The sequence below is a fragment of the Chromatiales bacterium genome (assembly GCA_020445605.1).
In the GTDB taxonomy this organism is placed as follows: Bacteria; Pseudomonadota; Gammaproteobacteria; order JAGRGH01; family JAGRGH01; genus JAGRGH01.
Genome location: JAGRGH010000033.1, coordinates 1 through 16,093 on the forward strand (window position 1 = coordinate 1; position 16,093 = coordinate 16,093).

Below are 16,093 nucleotides of genomic sequence, written 5' to 3' on the forward strand. Positions count from 1 at the left end.
CGCCGAGCAATTGACCGTGTTGCAGGCAATGGCCCGTGTCGAGCTGGAGTCGGAAGATAGCCAAGAATTGCTTGCGCGGATTCTCGGAAAGCCTTCGATTCAAAACCGCGACAAAGGCGACGATGGCGCCCCGAAAATCAGCAAACCCGAGCAAGAGATTCTGCGTCTATACGCTGGCGATGCACGGGGCGCCGATATGGCGGGACAAACCGCTTACGGCCTGTTGAACGCTGTCACGGAGTACACGGACCATCATTATGGCCGCAGTGCCGATGCACGAATCAATTCGATGTTGATGGGACCGAATGCCCAGCTCAAAGACAAGGCGTTCTCCGTCCTCGCCGAGCATACGCGCGAATGCACGGGTTCTGATTTGCTCCGCTCGCTGCTGGCCAAGTAACTTTTCAAGGAATGGCCCGCCATCGTGCGGGCCGACAATCCACATTCAATTGATAGGTGCACTCATGAGTGAATTTAAAACCCTGCTGGCCCGCCCCGTGAAACTCGGCGATCACAAAACCAAGTTTGCCAAGGATGGCGTCGACGTCCTTCTGGCCCGCCTCATGGAACCCGCTGGCAAGGCTCAAGCGGAAAAGGCGAAGGCCCGCGCAAAGTAACTTTCTAGGGTTCCAGCTCATACCCATTCGATTGAATGGGCATGTGCGGCAATCCTGCCGATTCAGATCATAGGGGCAATCATGGCGTCCAATCTCTGTTTGAAAGCAAAGCATGCACTGCGTGCCGTCGACCTTGAGCATTCTTGCGGTCCACGTACGGCAAGAGCCTATGCCGCGGCGCATGGGGTTTTCCGCTTGTACATTCTCGCGCGTCTCTTGCGCCGCAATTCGATTTAACAGGGGATTGCCATGAAAACGGTCCACGAATTCGTCGACGGGGATTTTCCCGTCAAACTGGAGCAATCGGCGCGGGGAAAATTCCGCGCCACCTATGGCGCGGAAGTCCACGCCAATTTGGATTATGCGATTGCCGCCGAGCAATACGGATACTGCGTTTTTCATTCGCTGGCATGTGCGGGAAAACTCGATAACGGCGCGGGGGATTGAATCATGACTGGATCGAATCACGTTTTCAGTAGCAGTGCCCATAGTGGCGACGTCGAAAGCCGAATTGATGAGCTGTTCACAATGGCCCGCTTGTGCCATTGGTCGCATTCGGAAATTCTTGAGCATTTGCAAACCCGTGTTTACGCCCCGCTGGCCATGCGCGCCCCGAATGGTCGACGCAAGCATTCGCAATGGCTGGCAGGGTTCGCCAACGGATACGTGCACGCCAAAATGAAAGAGATTTGGCGAATGGTCGAATTTGTCTATCAAGACGTGGACGGCACGTTGTATTCAACTTACCGCGATTCAACCTTGCGCAAGACTGCCGAATGGCACGAAGCGGGGCGGGGCGCCGAGCTGGGCAAACTCCCGCGCGGGTTCGTATGGTCGGATTGTTCGAAGCCTTTCACGCCGATTCAACCCGAGCAAAGGACCGCATCATGAATTTCGTCGACCGCAATGGCGTGCACCTATCTATTGGAGCGCGAGTGCACGTCCACCGTCCTCGGGGCGCGCATGGCCAAATGGAAACGATCGAAGGCAAAATCATGGCGCTTTACGACAATCCGCCGTCCGTCACACTGCTACTGCTGGCCGCCTATCGGCGTGAATTCAAAAACGTAGTTGAATACCTTGAGCGGGGTGCTGGCTTCTTCGTCGCTCTTCCGGGCCGATGGAACGGCGAGCAATTTACTTGCGACACGGTGCACGACGACATCGAGCATTCTTTTCACGCATGGGCTGAAGTCCAAAAGTAACTTTTCTGGAGCGCACATAATGCCCACCGTTCAAATCAAAACCTACACGTTGCCCTATTTCTGGTCGTCCTATCTGGTCAACGGCGATCATTCCGGAATGGATGATTCCGAGCTGAAAGGCATTCTCGAATGGCTGGCGCAATTCGACGCGCCCCACCATTGCGTCGACGTATCCGAGCAATCGCAATTCTGCTGGCGCCATGATGCAATCAACTATGCAAAGGCTTGCTCTTGCTACGTCTACACTTTCGAAATTTCGGGGAATTGAAAATGAAAAAGAAACTTTACCGGGCCATTGCGTCGCGGATCGCTGCACAAGCAAATTGTCTTGAACGCGGCAATTCGGAATGGCATGCAAAACACGGTGCCGTTATCGCCGAATTGATCCGCGACCATTCGCCCAGCGGATCTGGTTTCGACGCTGGCACTCAATTGGACAACAAGTCCACGCCCGAAAGACTGGTATTCAAAACGTCCTTTCATCACATGAACGACGGTGGCTATTACGACGGGTGGACGGAACATAGCGTTATCGTCACGCCTTCGCTTGTCTTTGGTTTCAATCTGCGCATTACGGGGCGCGACAGAAACGCAATTAAGGACTACATCGCCGATTGTTTTAATACGGCACTGAGGAAGGAAGTCGACGCATGAGCAAACTAACTTTCGCCAGCAGCGTCAACCGCTGGCACGATGAAACCGCGCTAGATCATGCGATGCACGACGTCGACGGCGTGAGCCTTCCAATCTGCGGCGCAAAGCAATACGCTTTCACGGGCCATCGTGCCGCGCCGTCAAAATCACTTTGCGGCAATTGTCGGCGCATCATTGGCGGGGCGATAACCCGCGGCATGCGTCGCGCGTTCTTCGCCAGTGCATGGGCCGAGCAAGCGGAGGAAACCGGGCATAGCGCCGAGCTGGTAGGCAAAGACATTATGGAAATAATGCCCCGTACCGTCGACGCGTCGTGCCATTGCGCCGCGCGTACGCTTTGGTTTGACATGGAGGCACGCAATGGCGGGAGCCTGGACGTCGTCGACCTTTTCGCCCGTGCATGTGGATTGCCGACCGATGGCGCCGATAGAGAATTGACGCCGGAAGCATTCGGCCACTATTGCGCAATGCAAGCAATGGGGCATGGTGTCGGATTGGAATCATTCGGCCATGCGGTCAACGATTCAATTCATGTGCCCCGTGTTGAATTTGGATCGTATTCGCTGGCCCGCGATTATTTCGTCGACCTTACTTCCACCCATGATTGAGGCGTGCACACCATGTTGATAGACATTCTCAGATTGATCGGCGCGGGGTTCGCCTTTGTGTGTGCCTTTCTGGCACTGCTGGCCAAAGTGATCGAAGGCGATTTAATCAGCGGTCTACTCTGCTGGGGCGGGCTGTTTGTCGTTGGGGTTTTCACGCTACCCGACCCGATGCAAGCGGAAAGAATCCGCCGAGCTGTGCGGGATTGAATCCGCCTGTCACTAAACCGAAGGTTTAGATTCAACCCGTTTCAGCCATTGGCCCGCGCAATGCGGGCCTTTTGCTTTCCGCCCCGCTGGCGCCCCGTGAACCCCGCTTGGCTATCTCCCCACCTTGGCCCATGCGATCGGCTGGCCACGGGGCGCGTATTGCGTTCTAGCGGCATGTCTTGAGCTGGCCCGCCCCGAGCTGGGGTGCATGGCTGGCCCGTCCTTCCGTCCTTGGATTGAAACCCGCTGCACTCGGATGCGCCGAGCTGTGCATTGCATCGTGCTGTGCATTGCATCGTGCCCCGAGCTGGCCCGCTGTGCCCCGAGCTGGCCCGTGCTGCTGTGCATTGCGTAGATAGGTCAAAAGGTACTTTCTGGACTTGCTTTCCGGGGCGGGGGTGCGCCGAGCCCCGATTTCGAAGAGGTTATGAAATGCATAGAGGCACCTACTGAAGAAATTTACTTGGACCCCGTTTTTCCGTGCAAAAGGAAACCCCCGTACAGAAAAGCACGAGTGTGCGGATCTGCCGGGGGCCGGTTACGCCAAATTTTTTTTGGATTCAGGTCATGGGCACCGATCCTTACTCGGCGTGTCCTTTATATGTGGGGCTCGTGATTTCGATGATCCGGGTCGCATTGCCCATCATGTCGTGTGCCGTTGAGATTGGGGCGCAGACAATCCACGAATGCACTTCGCCGATGATCCCCTTCAATCGATCAATCTCCTGGCTGGCGCAATGTTGGTGGTAGTCCGCCATGCTGACTGGGGTATGTCCAGAATCCAGCGGGTCGGGGTGCCCCTCCATCGGGGCTCCGCAGCAACACACGTCGACGCCTTCCCCGTATTGCTGGAGGGCTTCATAAAGCCGGCTGACGGCTTCGGCCGCTTCGATGGGGTTGCAGCCCTCTTGCCTAGACTGGCACAGCAGGCATTCACCGCCCCGCTGTTCGTAGATTGACGCGAATGGGGTCATCCGTACCCCACACCGGGTGCACGTGTTCGATTTAGAGGTCATCATCGCTCTCGTCCTCGTTGTCCTCGCTCTCGGGTGTCCAGGGGCCGTCCAAGTCCTCATCCCAATCCGCGGGAGCTGCCGCCGCGCCCTGGGTCTTCGCCGCGCCCGAAGTGGTCTTCGCCGCGCCTGCCGGGCTCTTCGGTTGAAACGGTCGGTAGGCGTGAAGGGGGCAGAGTTCGACGGTGCAATCGCGAACTTCCTGGCGATCGTAGTTTGTGCATTGCAGACATTTTCCTTTCAGGGCGTTCGTCCGCGAGCTGGATTTCGCGAAAGCGCGTTCGAGAATCCCCTTTGCAGAGGGTGGGACGGTGTTCAGGTACTCGGCTTGCTTCGGGGTCATGACTCCTCCGGTGTAAACATGGGTCGTGCGTCGTGAACGATACCAGAAAAATGAAGTGAATCGTCCACTTCAGGTGGAAGGTGCTACCAGGGTACTTGCAGGGGGGGTGTGTCCTCCAAAAAAGGTCAAATTTGCGGGGGTCGGCCAGGTGGGCTTTTTCGCCGAGGTCGGACCGGGGTCGGACGGTGGTCGGCGGATCGACGATAGACCCGGATGGCCGGAAAATCAAAAAACCTCAAAAAATGCACTGTTTCCGAAAAGTCGCCGGATAATCGCTGGATCGCCGGAAAAAGGGCATATTTGCCTTTGTGTACGCTGTCTTTTTTTTATTTTTTTTCCCTGGGGGCGCGGAGTCAAAACAGGGGGTTATCCAGCGATTCAGCGATTATCCGGCGACTTACCTGGTTTGCTCGTGAAAATTTTTTCGAAAATGTGCAGAAATGGCCAAAATAGTAGGAAAATTGCAGTCTTCCGACCAAAACTCGCTGGATAATCGCCGGATACGGGTTAGGGGCGGCTTCGAATTTTCGAAATTCTGACGGTCCGTCGCCCCGTTTTTCACGATTATCCGGTGATTCGATTTTTTTCGGGCTTCGGAAAATTTTTTTCGCGGTTTGAGCAGTTGACACACTCGTGCAAGAAATTTTTTTTCCGATCGTCGTTTTTCGCACTTTCGAACTCCCGCCGGCCGCGATCGGGTCGCGTAAACGTAAAAAAGGCGACCCCTTGGCCGCCTGGTGGTTCTCGGGTCCGAGCCCGACTACAAGTCATCGTCGATTTCCGATCTGCGTTGTTCGAGCAGCTTTCGGACGATCGTTTTGTTCGGAATCGGGTTGCCGTAATCGTCCCTTTCGTTGAATACGTCAGGCTCGCGGGTCCACATTCGATGTTCCCTTTCGTTGTTGATTTGGAACCTGCCGACCAGCTCGAACCCGTATCGCTGAAGGTGCATGGATAGCGTTTTCGGTGGCGGAACTTCGATCCCGACTGCCGCCATATAGTCGACTGTGAAGGTGATATCGAGCAGTTGCGAGCTGATTTCCGCGATGCGGTTTTCGGCGATTGCGTCTTCGATCCACTGGATGCACTCGGGCATGGCGTTTCGGATCATCTGCCCCCTGGCCCCCGTAATCGGGGCGGTCCCTTTCGGGTTGAATTTGGGGGAGAACTCGTGTTCGAGGAACCAGCGACGAATAGCGCCGGGGTATTCCTCGATCTGGCTATACAGGGTCGAAAAGTAGTTTGGGTTCTCCCGCGTGAACCTGTCGATCGCCTGCCGGCTCTGCCACTGGCTGAACAAGACCAGGTATCGCCGGTCGTGGTCGTCGATCGGGATCGCGTCCTTGTAATTGGTGAACAGGATGTAGGCCGTAGTGTTGCGCACGTTGCGCACCGCTTGGCCCTTGGGGTGTACCTCGATCACCGAGTTCGTAATGAACGGCTTGATGCGGTTCAGCGTCTCGTACTTGTTGCGGTCAGCGATCAAGCGCACTTCTTCGACCGCGGCTAGGCACTGCCCTTCGGCCCAATCGGTAAACTCACTTTGGAGAATGTGGGCGTTGAGCATGGACACGTTCGACGGCCCCATGGTCGCCCGCATCATTTCGGCAAGGAACGTCTTACCATCACCCGGCGTGCCTTGGAGAAGGATCGCGTAGTTCGGGCGTTCGCCGGGGTTCTGGACGATGTAGGCCAGCCAGTCGATCAACATCAGCCGTTCCGTAGGGTCTGGCAGTAGGTGGGCAAAGTGAGTTTCTATAATGCGGACGGCGACGGAGTGGGCGGGTAGGTGGTCCTTCGGGATTTTCGGGATTTCGTGTTCAGGGTAGGTGTTCGCGTAGCGTCCCTCGACAGTGGAGAAGATCCGGTCGCGACCCGGCTCGTAGCGCTGACCGTCAATGTTCTCGATGCGGTATAGATTCAAAGCAAGGCTCGATGCGTTCTGCGACGGCATGGCCCGGTTGTTCAGGATGTCGCTCTTCGTCAGGGCGTGCCGGTCGTGCATGGCGTTAAAGCCCTGCTGCGTGGCCGACAGCTTCGTTTCCAGATTGAAAAAGCGGTCCAATCCGACGTTGTAGACCCACGGGCGACACCACTCGGGGGCCAGCTCGCCGATCTTGGGGACGTAGGAAAGAGCCTTCTTGACATCGACGAGGGGGACTTTCTTCCCGGTGATCCGCTCCCAAGCGGCTTTCGCCGTATTGGCCAGGCCCGAGCGGGCGAGGATGTTGATTTCAGCCGTGCGTGCCTGCTTCTTGGCCCGCTCCCACTCGCTCATGTTCTTGGCAACGAGGAAGGCGTGATTCAGCTCCATCGACAGCTTGGTTTCGGCTTCCTCGGCCGCCTCTTGGGCGAGGCGCAGGATGTAGCGAGCGGTGATTGGGGCACGCTGCTTGCCGTCGATGCGGAACTTCTCCCAGCGCTTGTCCAAGGCTTCGCGCTCATAATTCTCGGCTGTCTCGCTCCATTCGTTCCAAAGCTCGAAGCCGAGTTCGTCCCCGTTGTACTGGTGATAGAGCGCCATCCCCACCCGTACCCAATAGTCGTACTCTTGATTACAGGGGATCACCATCAAGTGCCGTCGTAGGTCGGCGTCTTGGATGTCGATCGGCCGACTGTCTTCGACGAAGGGGTTGTCGGGATCGATCGCCGCGGCCTTGCCGTGCCCGTTGGCTACCAGCTCCCACCCCTCGCTACTGGCCAGTCCTTCGAAGAACTCGATCAGGTCGTCGACCAGGTCCGGGGTCAGCGTGGGCAGCTCGTGCGCGGGCACGTCCAGTAACGACTCGCCGCCGACCCATCGGTACGGCTTCCCCGTCTCGGGGTGGGTGTGGAACGCCACGTACTGCTGGCCGTCCCCGAGCACTTCGATGCGGTTCGTCTGGCCCCATTCGTCTTCATACTTGGACGAGGCGCGTTTACGCATGGGCTCGTCACAGCGAAAGGGCAATAGGCGTTTCGGGGCGCGACCGATTCGAACGGGGGTGAACCCGATGTTCTCGGTGCACCAATTCTCGATCTTTTTGGCCGCATCTTCGTCGAGCACGTCAATGTCGATCGCCGGGTGATCCCTGGTCAAGATGCCGACCCCCGACCATTTGTGCCCGTTTTCGATCCATTCCCGCAACTGGTCGGATGTTGCTTTGGAGTTCTGCCACCCTGAGAAGCCCGGTGATTTGCTGCCGATCAAGATCGGGACGATTCTGTATCCGTTGGAAAGCAGTCTCGCTCCGTACTTGACTAGCGGCCCCCCGTTATTCTCCAGGCGTTGATCGCCTTTTTTCGTCATTTGGATTTGATCGCCAGGGGGTTCAGCAGGTCTTCAATCGTAAAACGCACTTTCCCGTCTGCGCTCGTGCCGCAGGCGTCGACAATCTTCTGTGCGACTGCCTCGCTCAGTCGCCCTCTTCGCAGATTCCAGAACAGCGTGGAATGATCGAGTCCGCATGTTCTCGACAGCGCACGAATTGATGGCGCCGGCAGGATCTCGACAGCGGTTCGATTCATTATGTACGTCAGCCGGGCTTTCGCGCGTTTCTCGTCGCCTTCTTTCGGGTCGTCGACCCACGGGGGGAACTTCATTGGTTTGACTCCTGGTAATGGGGCGGGTGCCAGATTACACAAATGTATTGACAGAATCAACCGACAGTGGAATCATGGCGCCGAAGTTGAATTCGGGGGCGGCACATGCCAACATTGGGCAACTTACCTGAAGACGTCGAACGCTACATGCGATTTGGCGGTTACAAGATAGAGACGAGAGACGTTCACCAGACCATGCAATTCACGGCAAACCAGCTCGAATCTTTTGCATCGAAATTCGTCGCCATTGCCGGCGGTTGCGTGGAGCCTGGGCGAAGAGCCCACTTCATGAACCTGGCGAGCATCCTCCGGTTCGAAGCGGCGGAATTCAGAGCCGGGAAACACCGTGGCGACATCATGCGGTCCACCCTGGCCGATATCCTTGCTGCGGATCTCGGGGGTGCATGGTACTCCCTCTGTTGTGCGTTCTCGAATTGCCAGAACATCGGCGGTGCGATCACCGAGTTTGCGTCGCATCAAATCTCTGCCGTTCGGCAAAGTCAGTTGTTCCCCAAGCCCGATTTATCCAGATTCATCGCCTCGTTTGAACGAGACGACGGAGATCCTGCGCGCTAATCGGCTCGCAGTCGTTGCACCATTCATTTCAACAGCAAGGAATTCGACATGCTCGAACAGAAAATCGAAGCACTCGCGGAAGCGATCAACAACCTGGCCGCAGCGTACAAGGCCGGCGGCGGTGCCGCTCCGTCCGGTTCGACCGGCGGCGGTCGCAAGGGTGGTGCTGCCAGCTCGTCGGCGTCCAAGCCGAAGCACAGCAAGGCCGAAATGCAGGCGGCGGTGAACGAGGTCAAGGAAAAGCTGGGCACCCCGGCCGCGAAGGAACTCATCAAGTCGGTCGGCTTTGAGAAGCTGGCCGAAGTCACCGAGGACAAGTTCGACGCGCTCTACGAGGCCGCGAAAGCCAAGGTCGCCGACGACGGCGACGGCGAGGGCGAGGGCGGCCTGTAACCGCCAGTACCGAGTCTCCCTCTTGGCCAGTCGCGAAGGTCTGGTCTTGAGTTGACGCCGGGGGTGCACCCCCTCCCTCCCTTTGCACCCCCTGGCGTCCTTTTTCCGATAAGCGATGAGCGAACACAAAGTCAATTTGACGGCATTGGCGAAAGGTCGGAACGGCCATTCGGCCTACGGGCCGTCCTCGTCGTCGATGTACCTCCATTGCGCTGGATCGTTGATCCCGAACCTATTGGCGCCTGACGATGCCGGCGAAGACGCGGCATACGGCACGGTGGGTCACATGGTCACGGAAACCTGGCTCACGAGTGGTAAGCGACCCGTCCATCTGGTAGGTCAGGTCGAGTGGGTCGAGGCCGGCGATTGGGGCTTCTTGATTGAAATCGATGAAGTCATGCTGGATTACGCCCAGCAGTGCGTCGACTGGGTCGAGTTCCTGCCCGGCGACCATTTCATCGAGATCCGTGTCGACATTTCCAGACTGACGCCGATCCCGAATCAAACGGGGACCGCAGACTTCATTGCGTGTCGGCCCGGCCGGATGGTGGTCGCGGACTGGAAATTCGGCAAGGGGTACATGGTCTTTGCCAGGGAGAATACTCAAGCCCTCTTGTACGCACTCGGGGCGTTCTGGCAATACGACGCGAAATATCACTTTGAAGAGATCGAAATTCGGATCGGCCAGCCACGGCTCGATCATTTCGATGTTTGGATTATTTCCCGAGCCCAATTGCTTGAGTTCGCGAAATGGGCCAAGCCGCGGATGCATGCCGCATGGGAGATCAACGCCCCTCGTACGCCAGGCCCGAAGCAATGCCGCTGGTGCAAGGTCAAGACCACTTGCGGGGCGTACGCAAAGTCGCTTTCCGACATGCTGGAAGGGGTCTTCGACGACCTGGTGGAGCGGGACATCACGCCGAGCGACGTCGAGGAATTCAAGGACCATCTTGATTTGACGGTGATCCCCAAGGTTGCCGATCTCATGACGTTGTCCACGGTGCACATGGAGCAGATTTACGCATGGCGCCCGACCGTGGACGCGTGGTTCAAGGCGATGCAGCTCGAACTATTCCGTCGCCTGTCGCGCGGCGAAAAAGCTACCCTTTGGAAGATTGTCGAAGGTCGCTCGAACCGGGCTTTCCGTTTTCCGAACGATGCCGGCTCAAAACTGGTCGAGTACGGCTGTCCCAAATCAAAGGTGTTTGTCGAATCCGTCGTGAGCCCTGCCGAAGCGGAAAAATTGCTTCGAAAGAGCGGATACCGGACGCGGCAACTGCCGGAATTGCTCGACGGCTTGGTCTACAAGCCGAAGGGCAAACCGACATTGGCGCCGGCCGCAGATCCGCGACCGGCGCTGGTGGATCTATCGGACGGGGTGTTTGACGATCTGGTAGAAAACTGTGAAACCCGTGAAATCGAGGATATGTAAATGTCGAATCTGACAGTGGTAAAGAAGGTCGAAAATGCGGTGCTGTATACGGACAGCTCGGGTGGCCGTGTGATCCGCTTGGATAACGTCCGCCTGTCCTATCCGTTCCTCGGAACGCCGAGCGAGGACGAGAGCGACGACGGGGACAAAAAATTGTCCTGGCGCGTGCAAGGCATGCTGCCCAAGGCGACGCACGTCGCGGCGAAAGACATCTGCAAGGAAGTCATTCAGAAGTTGTGCGCCACCAACGAAGTCAAGATCCCGCAGGCCCAATGGTTCTTGTCGAACGGCGACGACAAGGAAGCCGAGGAAATGCATGGGCATTTCCTCGTGTCGGCTTCGGACATGAAGGTGCGCCCGCGCTGCCGTGACCGTAAGGGGGTCGTGATCGACGACATCGCCAAGATCGACGACCTGTTCTACGGCGGTTGCTGGGGTTCGATCCTCATCCGCCCGTGGTATTTCAACGGCAAGCGGAAGAACTCGGCGAAGATCTACCCGAAGCGGATCGTTGCCGGCTTGAACTCCGTGATGTTCCTGCGCGACGACAAGCCGTTCGGCCAAGGACGGATCGACGATAGCGAGTGCTGGGACGATCTGGCCAGCGGCGACGACGGGTACGACAGCGGCGGTTTCGACGACGACGACGGCCTTTGATCGGCCTCCAAATCAACTTTTGATGGAGTGCGCCCCGAGCAGTGGAAAGCTGTAGGGGCGTTTTCATTTTATGCGCTATTCGGAAACCCGACCGATTGCAGTCTGCGATACCGAGTGCTACCCGAACTACTGGTCGATCGCGTTCAAGTGCCTTGAGACGAACCGGGTGAAGCTCTTCCGGCGCACCCGATCAAACGAACTTGACCGGGTAGGTGTTGCTCGCATCATTCGAAATTTCCGAATCGTCACGTTCAACGGCAACGGTTACGACTGCCCCATGATTGCCCTCGCCATGAGCGGGGCTACGAATTCGCAGCTCAAGCAAGCGAACGACGACATCATCATGGGTGGGATGAAGCCTTGGGAGTTCCGGGACAAATACGGTGTCAGGCTTCCCAAGTATTTCGATCATGTCGACTTGATGGAGGTTTCCCCCGGAAGCCCGCAACACCCGTCACTGAAGCTGTACGCCGGCCGGATGCACTCGCGCCGGATGCAGGATTTGCCGCTAGATCCGGATCGCTCACTTTCGGAAGACGAGACTAGAGCCCTGGACGATTACCATATCAACGACCTTGATGTCACTGCCGACCTGTATTTCGAACTGCGTGAACAAGTCACTTTGCGGTCGGTGATGAGTGATGAGTACGGCGTCGACGTGCGCAGCAAGTCAGATGCACAAGTCGCTGAAGCCGTTATTAAGGTCGAGATCGAGCGTATCACGGGCAACACCGTGCGAAGGCCCGCCAATGTGACGGGGGTGTTCCACTATCGCCCACCGAACTGGATCACGTTCGAAACCCCCGAGCTAAAGGACGTTTACAGCAAGCTCGTCACGGCTCGATTTGCCGTTGGATACGACGGCGTGGTCAAGATGCCCGAGCGGCTAAAGGGCCTGACTGTTTCGATTGGAAATAGCGTCTACCGGATCGGCATCGGCGGGCTTCATTCGAGCGAAGAGAAAGTAACGCACCGTTCCGACGATCAGTTCGTTTTGATTGATCGTGACGTGACCAGCTTCTACCCGAAAATCATTTTGCTTTTGCGCCTTTTCCCTAAACACCTTGGGGAAGTATTTCTTCAGGTCTACGAAAAGCTCTTCGACCGCCGAGTGGATGCAAAGCGGAATTCCCTTGCGACCATTGCCGAAACGCTGAAGATCGTTTTGAACGGAACATATGGAAAGTTGGGGTCGCCCTACTCGATCCTCTGTTCTCCAGACCTGATGCTGCAAGTCACTTTGACCGGGCAGCTCGTGATACTGATGTTGATCGAAAGGCTGCACCTGGCTGGCTTCGATGTCGTTTCGGCGAACACCGATGGGATTGTGATTCGAGTTTGCCGAGATCGTATCGACGATTTCAACACCTACATTTTCGATTGGGAATGCGATACGGGGTTCATGACTGAGGAAGTGCGATACAAGTCCGTGCATTCGCGAGACGTCAACAACTACATTGCAATCTACGACGACGGCAAGAAGGTGAAATTGAAAGGTGCTTTCGCGCCCCCTGGACGGGGGCAGAAGGGGGCATCTGGATTGAAGAAGAACCCGACCGCCGAAGTGGCGATCAGTTCGGCAGTCAACTTCCTTCGCGATGGTGTGCCGATCGAGACGACGGTTCGTGAGTGCGACGACGTGCGGCAGTTCTTGACCGTGCGCAAGGTGGCCGGCGGTGCGGAGAAGAACGGCGAGTACATCGGAAAGGCGATTCGCTACTACTACGCAGAGGACGACGTTACGGCGATCCATTATCGGAGCAACGGCAATACCGTGCCTCGAACGCTCGGGGCTCGTCCCATGATGGAACTGCAAAGTGACTTGCCGGAAGACTTGGACCTGTCCTGGTACATCCGAGAGGGGTACGCGATCTTGCAGGACGTCGGCGCCTCGTATAGCGACCCCGAGCTAGTCGGACGAACCGGCCGAATGTTCGCACGCTTACCCGATCAAAAAAATTTCCACATTGTCGAGCTTCCGAGTGGTGTCGCGATCTGCGGCAAATCGCGCGAATCGATCCGCGACGCTTGGGTTGAACGGGCCAAAATCCCCGATGGGCACAGGTTGTGCCCTCATTGCCGCCGGGAGGATTCACTTTGACACGGGCCGAAATTTACTTTGGCGACTGCCTGGACCTGATGGGCGTATTGCCCGACGCAAGCGTCAATCTCATTTTCTGCGACCTTCCCTACGGTACGACAAACTGCAAATGGGATTCGCCGATTTTGCTTTCGGAGTTGTGGCGCCAGTACAAGCGAATTCTCGCGCCAGGTGGTTGCGTGGTCCTGTTCGGGGCGATGCCGTTTACCGCCCACCTGGTCATGTCGAATCCGTCCTGGTTCAAGGATCACCTGGTTTGGAATAAGAACAAGTGCGGGTCGCCGGGCCTGGCTAAATACAGACCGATGCGCGTGCACGAGGACTTGCTTGTCTTTGCACCTGGCACGACGGTCTACAACCCGCAGATGGAAGAAGGCGAGCCGTACGCGAGAAAGAGCAAAAACCCTGACGGGTATGTCGGCAGAAAGAACGATCACGGGTATGGGCTGAAGCCTCGCACCGAGTTCAAGAACGAAGGCACCCGCTACCCAAAGTCGATTTTGAATTTCTCGCGGGACTTTTCGGCGCAACAGCAGATCCATTCCGCGCAAAAGCCGGTTTCCCTGTGCAAGTGGGTTGTGCTGACCTACAGCAAGCCGGGGGATGTTGTCCTTGACAACACGATGGGCAGTTCGAGCAGCGGGATCGCATGCCATGAGACGGGGCGTTCGTACATCGGAATGGAAAACGATCTCGAAGAATACCGAAAGGCCAAGGGGCGCGTCCCGCACGCAACCCGAATGGTCCAAGTCAGTTTGCGAGTCGCAATCGAAGGGCTTGCGCGCCACATTGGAGAGTAGGACTGTGACAAGAGAATCGGATATTGAAGCTGCAATCACGCAATACGCGGAAGTGCACGGATGGTGGCAGTGCAAATTCACTTCTCCGTCGTTTCGAGGCGTGCCGGATCGGATTTTCATTCGAAAGGGGCGTCACGTCTTTATCGAGCTGAAGGCGCCAGGTGAGACGGCGAGTCCCCAGCAGCAGAAGCGCCACCGTGAAATGAGAATGCACGGGGCTGAAGTCTACGTCGTCGATTCGATTGAGGAAGGTTATGCAGTCCTTCGATGAGCGCATCGCGGGCCTACTGTCCAAAGTCACTTTGAGTCGGGACAGGTTGCACCGTTACCAGGGCGAACTCGCGATACCGTTTCTCTATGAGAACCCGTACTCGGGCCTTTTCATTGATATGGGGCTCGGAAAGACGATATCGAGTCTGACGGTGATTGCCGACTTGCTCGGCCGGTTTGCTATGGAGCAGTTCTTGATCGTCGGGCCGCTGCGCGTGGCCACGGAAACCTGGCCCAATGAGATCGAGTCTTGGGAGCATGTGGCACCGTACGGCTACAACCTGATTCACGTCTTCGACGATGATCCGCGAGTCGATGCGGTTCGTGATCGAGCCCGAAACAAGGCCCGCCGGGATGCGGCCGAGCTGGGATTGACTCCGCGCGAGTGGCAGCAGTTCGTGACCCATCAAGGGCAGAAGGCGGAAACGGCCGAGAAGAACCGCATCCGGGCCGAGGCGGCAAGGCGGCGCAGCTCGATCAACATCATTTCTCGCGATTGGGTCGAATGGCTCGTAAATTTCCACGGACCGAAATGGCCGTATCGGGGCGTGATTATCGACGAGAGTTCGAGTTTTAAGGATCACACGTCGTCGCGCTTCAAGGCACTGGCCAAGGTGCGCAATACGCCGGGATTGATTCAGCGTTTGCACATTCTGACGGCGACGCCCGCGGCCGAGACGTACGAACACCTTTTCGCGCAGATATTTTTGCTCGATGGCGGGGAAAGGTTCGGCAAGGGGATCACGAAATTCCGGGAAAGGTACTTTGTCGAGAACAGGTACAACCGGCGGCGGAAGTTGCGCCCAGGCGCGAAAGACGAGATCACGGAGAAGATCAAAGATATCTGTATGGTCCTCCGTGCCGAGGAATACCTTGATGTCAAGAAACCAATCTTCGTCGAGCGGAAGATTTGTCTTTCCAAGTCACAGATGGACCTATACCGCAAGCTGGAAAAGGACTTTGTGATTACCCTGCCTGACGGGACCGAGATCGAAGCGGAAACAGCGGCCGAGCTTTCGCAAAAGTTGCTTCAGATGGCTTCGGGCACGTTGTACGAAAGCTACTTGGAAGAGCAGGAAGACGGAGAATTCGTTCGTAGGAAGCGGGTTCACCATATTCACGATGCCAAGCTGGACGTGCTTCGCGAGATCGTAGAGGAATCGCAGGGTGAGCCGATCTTGATCGCATATTGGTTCAAATCTACTTTGGACCGATTGAAAAAGGCGTTCCCGAAAGCCGTTCTCATGGACCGCGAGGGAAAGTGCGTTAAGGATTGGAACGCGCGCAAGATCCCCTTGCTGTTCGTGCACCCGCAATCGGCCGGGCACGGCCTGAACCTGCAACATGGTGGGCATACGGTCGTTTACTTCGATCTGCCTTGTAGTCTCGAACTGTACCTGCAATTGATCGGTCGGCTTGCGCGCCAGGGTCAAAAGTCAGTTGTCACAGTACACATGCTGATGGCGTCAGGGACGCGGGACGAGGAAGTGTACGCGGCATTGCAGGACAAAGAGAATTTTCAAGATGCTTTCCTGGAGTCCTTAAAGCGTCGAGTCCGGAAGTACCGAGCGGAGCTGAAGAAGGGGTCAGTGGCGGATTTTACGGACTTGTAATAATTCTCTCGTTCGATAGTTG

General features: G+C 56.8%; 21 protein-coding genes. 17 read left to right on the forward strand and 4 right to left on the reverse strand.

Annotation, left to right across the window (positions count from 1 at the left end; all coding sequences use genetic code 11):
- From KDG50_06880 to KDG50_06920, 9 genes are all read left to right on the forward strand, one after another.
- Nucleotides 1-400: DUF932 domain-containing protein (locus tag KDG50_06880; GenBank protein ID MCB1865138.1), on the forward strand; the 400-nt coding region annotated here is incomplete at its 5' end.
- A 64-nt stretch (nt 401-464) separates the two neighbouring features.
- On the forward strand, nt 465-617 hold the full coding sequence (locus KDG50_06885) for a hypothetical protein (protein ID MCB1865139.1): 153 nt from the start codon (nt 465-467) through the stop codon (nt 615-617).
- A 249-nt stretch (nt 618-866) separates the two neighbouring features.
- A complete protein-coding gene (locus KDG50_06890) occupies nt 867-1,064 on the forward strand; it encodes a hypothetical protein (protein ID MCB1865140.1) in 198 nt (65 codons plus the stop codon).
- Nucleotides 1,065-1,067: 3 nt separating this feature from the next.
- Nucleotides 1,068-1,508 carry a hypothetical protein gene (locus KDG50_06895; protein ID MCB1865141.1) on the forward strand — a complete coding sequence of 147 codons (441 nt, stop codon included), beginning with the start codon at nt 1,068-1,070 and terminating at the stop codon, nt 1,506-1,508.
- Nucleotides 1,505-1,822 (forward strand): hypothetical protein, encoded by a 318-nt coding sequence (locus KDG50_06900; protein MCB1865142.1) that lies wholly within the window; start codon nt 1,505-1,507, stop codon nt 1,820-1,822. Before KDG50_06895 ends, KDG50_06900 begins: the two co-directional genes overlap by 4 nt.
- Nucleotides 1,823-1,841: 19 nt before the next feature.
- Nucleotides 1,842-2,090: a hypothetical protein gene (locus tag KDG50_06905; GenBank protein ID MCB1865143.1), complete on the forward strand. Its 249-nt coding sequence runs from the start codon at nt 1,842-1,844 to the stop codon at nt 2,088-2,090.
- A gap of 2 nt (nt 2,091-2,092) precedes the next feature.
- Nucleotides 2,093-2,476 (forward strand): hypothetical protein, encoded by a 384-nt coding sequence (locus KDG50_06910; protein MCB1865144.1) that lies wholly within the window; start codon nt 2,093-2,095, stop codon nt 2,474-2,476.
- On the forward strand, nt 2,473-3,084 hold the full coding sequence (locus KDG50_06915) for a hypothetical protein (protein MCB1865145.1): 612 nt from the start codon (nt 2,473-2,475) through the stop codon (nt 3,082-3,084). The genes KDG50_06910 and KDG50_06915 overlap by 4 nt, the downstream gene beginning before the upstream one ends.
- A 12-nt stretch (nt 3,085-3,096) precedes the next feature.
- Nucleotides 3,097-3,291 carry a hypothetical protein gene (locus tag KDG50_06920; protein ID MCB1865146.1) on the forward strand — a complete coding sequence of 65 codons (195 nt, stop codon included), beginning with the start codon at nt 3,097-3,099 and terminating at the stop codon, nt 3,289-3,291.
- Between the two features lie 581 nt (nt 3,292-3,872).
- On the opposite strand, the gene KDG50_06925 is transcribed toward KDG50_06920, so the two are convergent.
- The 4 genes from KDG50_06925 to KDG50_06940 all read right to left on the reverse strand — a co-directional run bounded on the left by KDG50_06925 (nt 3,873) and on the right by KDG50_06940 (nt 8,229).
- Nucleotides 3,873-4,265, reverse strand: coding sequence for a hypothetical protein (locus KDG50_06925; protein MCB1865147.1), 393 nt, complete (start codon nt 4,263-4,265; stop codon nt 3,873-3,875).
- Nucleotides 4,266-4,296: 31 nt separating this feature from the next.
- Nucleotides 4,297-4,647 carry a hypothetical protein gene (locus KDG50_06930; protein MCB1865148.1) on the reverse strand — a complete coding sequence of 117 codons (351 nt, stop codon included), beginning with the start codon at nt 4,645-4,647 and terminating at the stop codon, nt 4,297-4,299.
- A gap of 760 nt (nt 4,648-5,407) precedes the next feature.
- Nucleotides 5,408-7,837 (reverse strand): PriCT-2 domain-containing protein, encoded by a 2,430-nt coding sequence (locus KDG50_06935; GenBank protein MCB1865149.1) that lies wholly within the window; start codon nt 7,835-7,837, stop codon nt 5,408-5,410.
- Nucleotides 7,838-7,932: 95 nt separating this feature from the next.
- Nucleotides 7,933-8,229, reverse strand: coding sequence for a hypothetical protein (locus tag KDG50_06940; protein MCB1865150.1), 297 nt, complete (start codon nt 8,227-8,229; stop codon nt 7,933-7,935).
- 105 nt (nt 8,230-8,334) lie between these two features.
- Between KDG50_06940 and KDG50_06945 the strand changes: the two genes are divergently transcribed.
- From KDG50_06945 to KDG50_06980, 8 genes are all read left to right on the forward strand, one after another.
- The gene (locus KDG50_06945) at nt 8,335-8,805 is read left to right on the forward strand and encodes a hypothetical protein (protein ID MCB1865151.1); all 471 of its coding nucleotides are present in this window, start codon (nt 8,335-8,337) and stop codon (nt 8,803-8,805) included.
- A 48-nt stretch (nt 8,806-8,853) separates the two neighbouring features.
- Nucleotides 8,854-9,198 carry a hypothetical protein gene (locus KDG50_06950; protein MCB1865152.1) on the forward strand — a complete coding sequence of 115 codons (345 nt, stop codon included), beginning with the start codon at nt 8,854-8,856 and terminating at the stop codon, nt 9,196-9,198.
- Nucleotides 9,199-9,313: 115 nt separating this feature from the next.
- On the forward strand, nt 9,314-10,630 hold the full coding sequence (locus KDG50_06955; protein ID MCB1865153.1) for a DUF2800 domain-containing protein: 1,317 nt from the start codon (nt 9,314-9,316) through the stop codon (nt 10,628-10,630).
- Entirely contained in the window at nt 10,631-11,287 is a 657-nt protein-coding gene (locus KDG50_06960; GenBank protein MCB1865154.1) for a DUF2815 family protein, read from the forward strand.
- 70 nt (nt 11,288-11,357) lie between these two features.
- Entirely contained in the window at nt 11,358-13,388 is a 2,031-nt protein-coding gene (locus tag KDG50_06965; protein ID MCB1865155.1) for a hypothetical protein, read from the forward strand.
- On the forward strand, nt 13,385-14,188 hold the full coding sequence (locus KDG50_06970) for a site-specific DNA-methyltransferase (GenBank protein MCB1865156.1): 804 nt from the start codon (nt 13,385-13,387) through the stop codon (nt 14,186-14,188). Before KDG50_06965 ends, KDG50_06970 begins: the two co-directional genes overlap by 4 nt.
- A 4-nt stretch (nt 14,189-14,192) precedes the next feature.
- Nucleotides 14,193-14,459: a VRR-NUC domain-containing protein gene (locus KDG50_06975; GenBank protein ID MCB1865157.1), complete on the forward strand. Its 267-nt coding sequence runs from the start codon at nt 14,193-14,195 to the stop codon at nt 14,457-14,459.
- Nucleotides 14,443-16,071, forward strand: a complete 1,629-nt coding sequence (locus KDG50_06980; protein ID MCB1865158.1) for a hypothetical protein — start codon at nt 14,443-14,445, stop codon at nt 16,069-16,071. Before KDG50_06975 ends, KDG50_06980 begins: the two co-directional genes overlap by 17 nt.
- Nucleotides 16,072-16,093 lie beyond the last annotated feature (22 nt).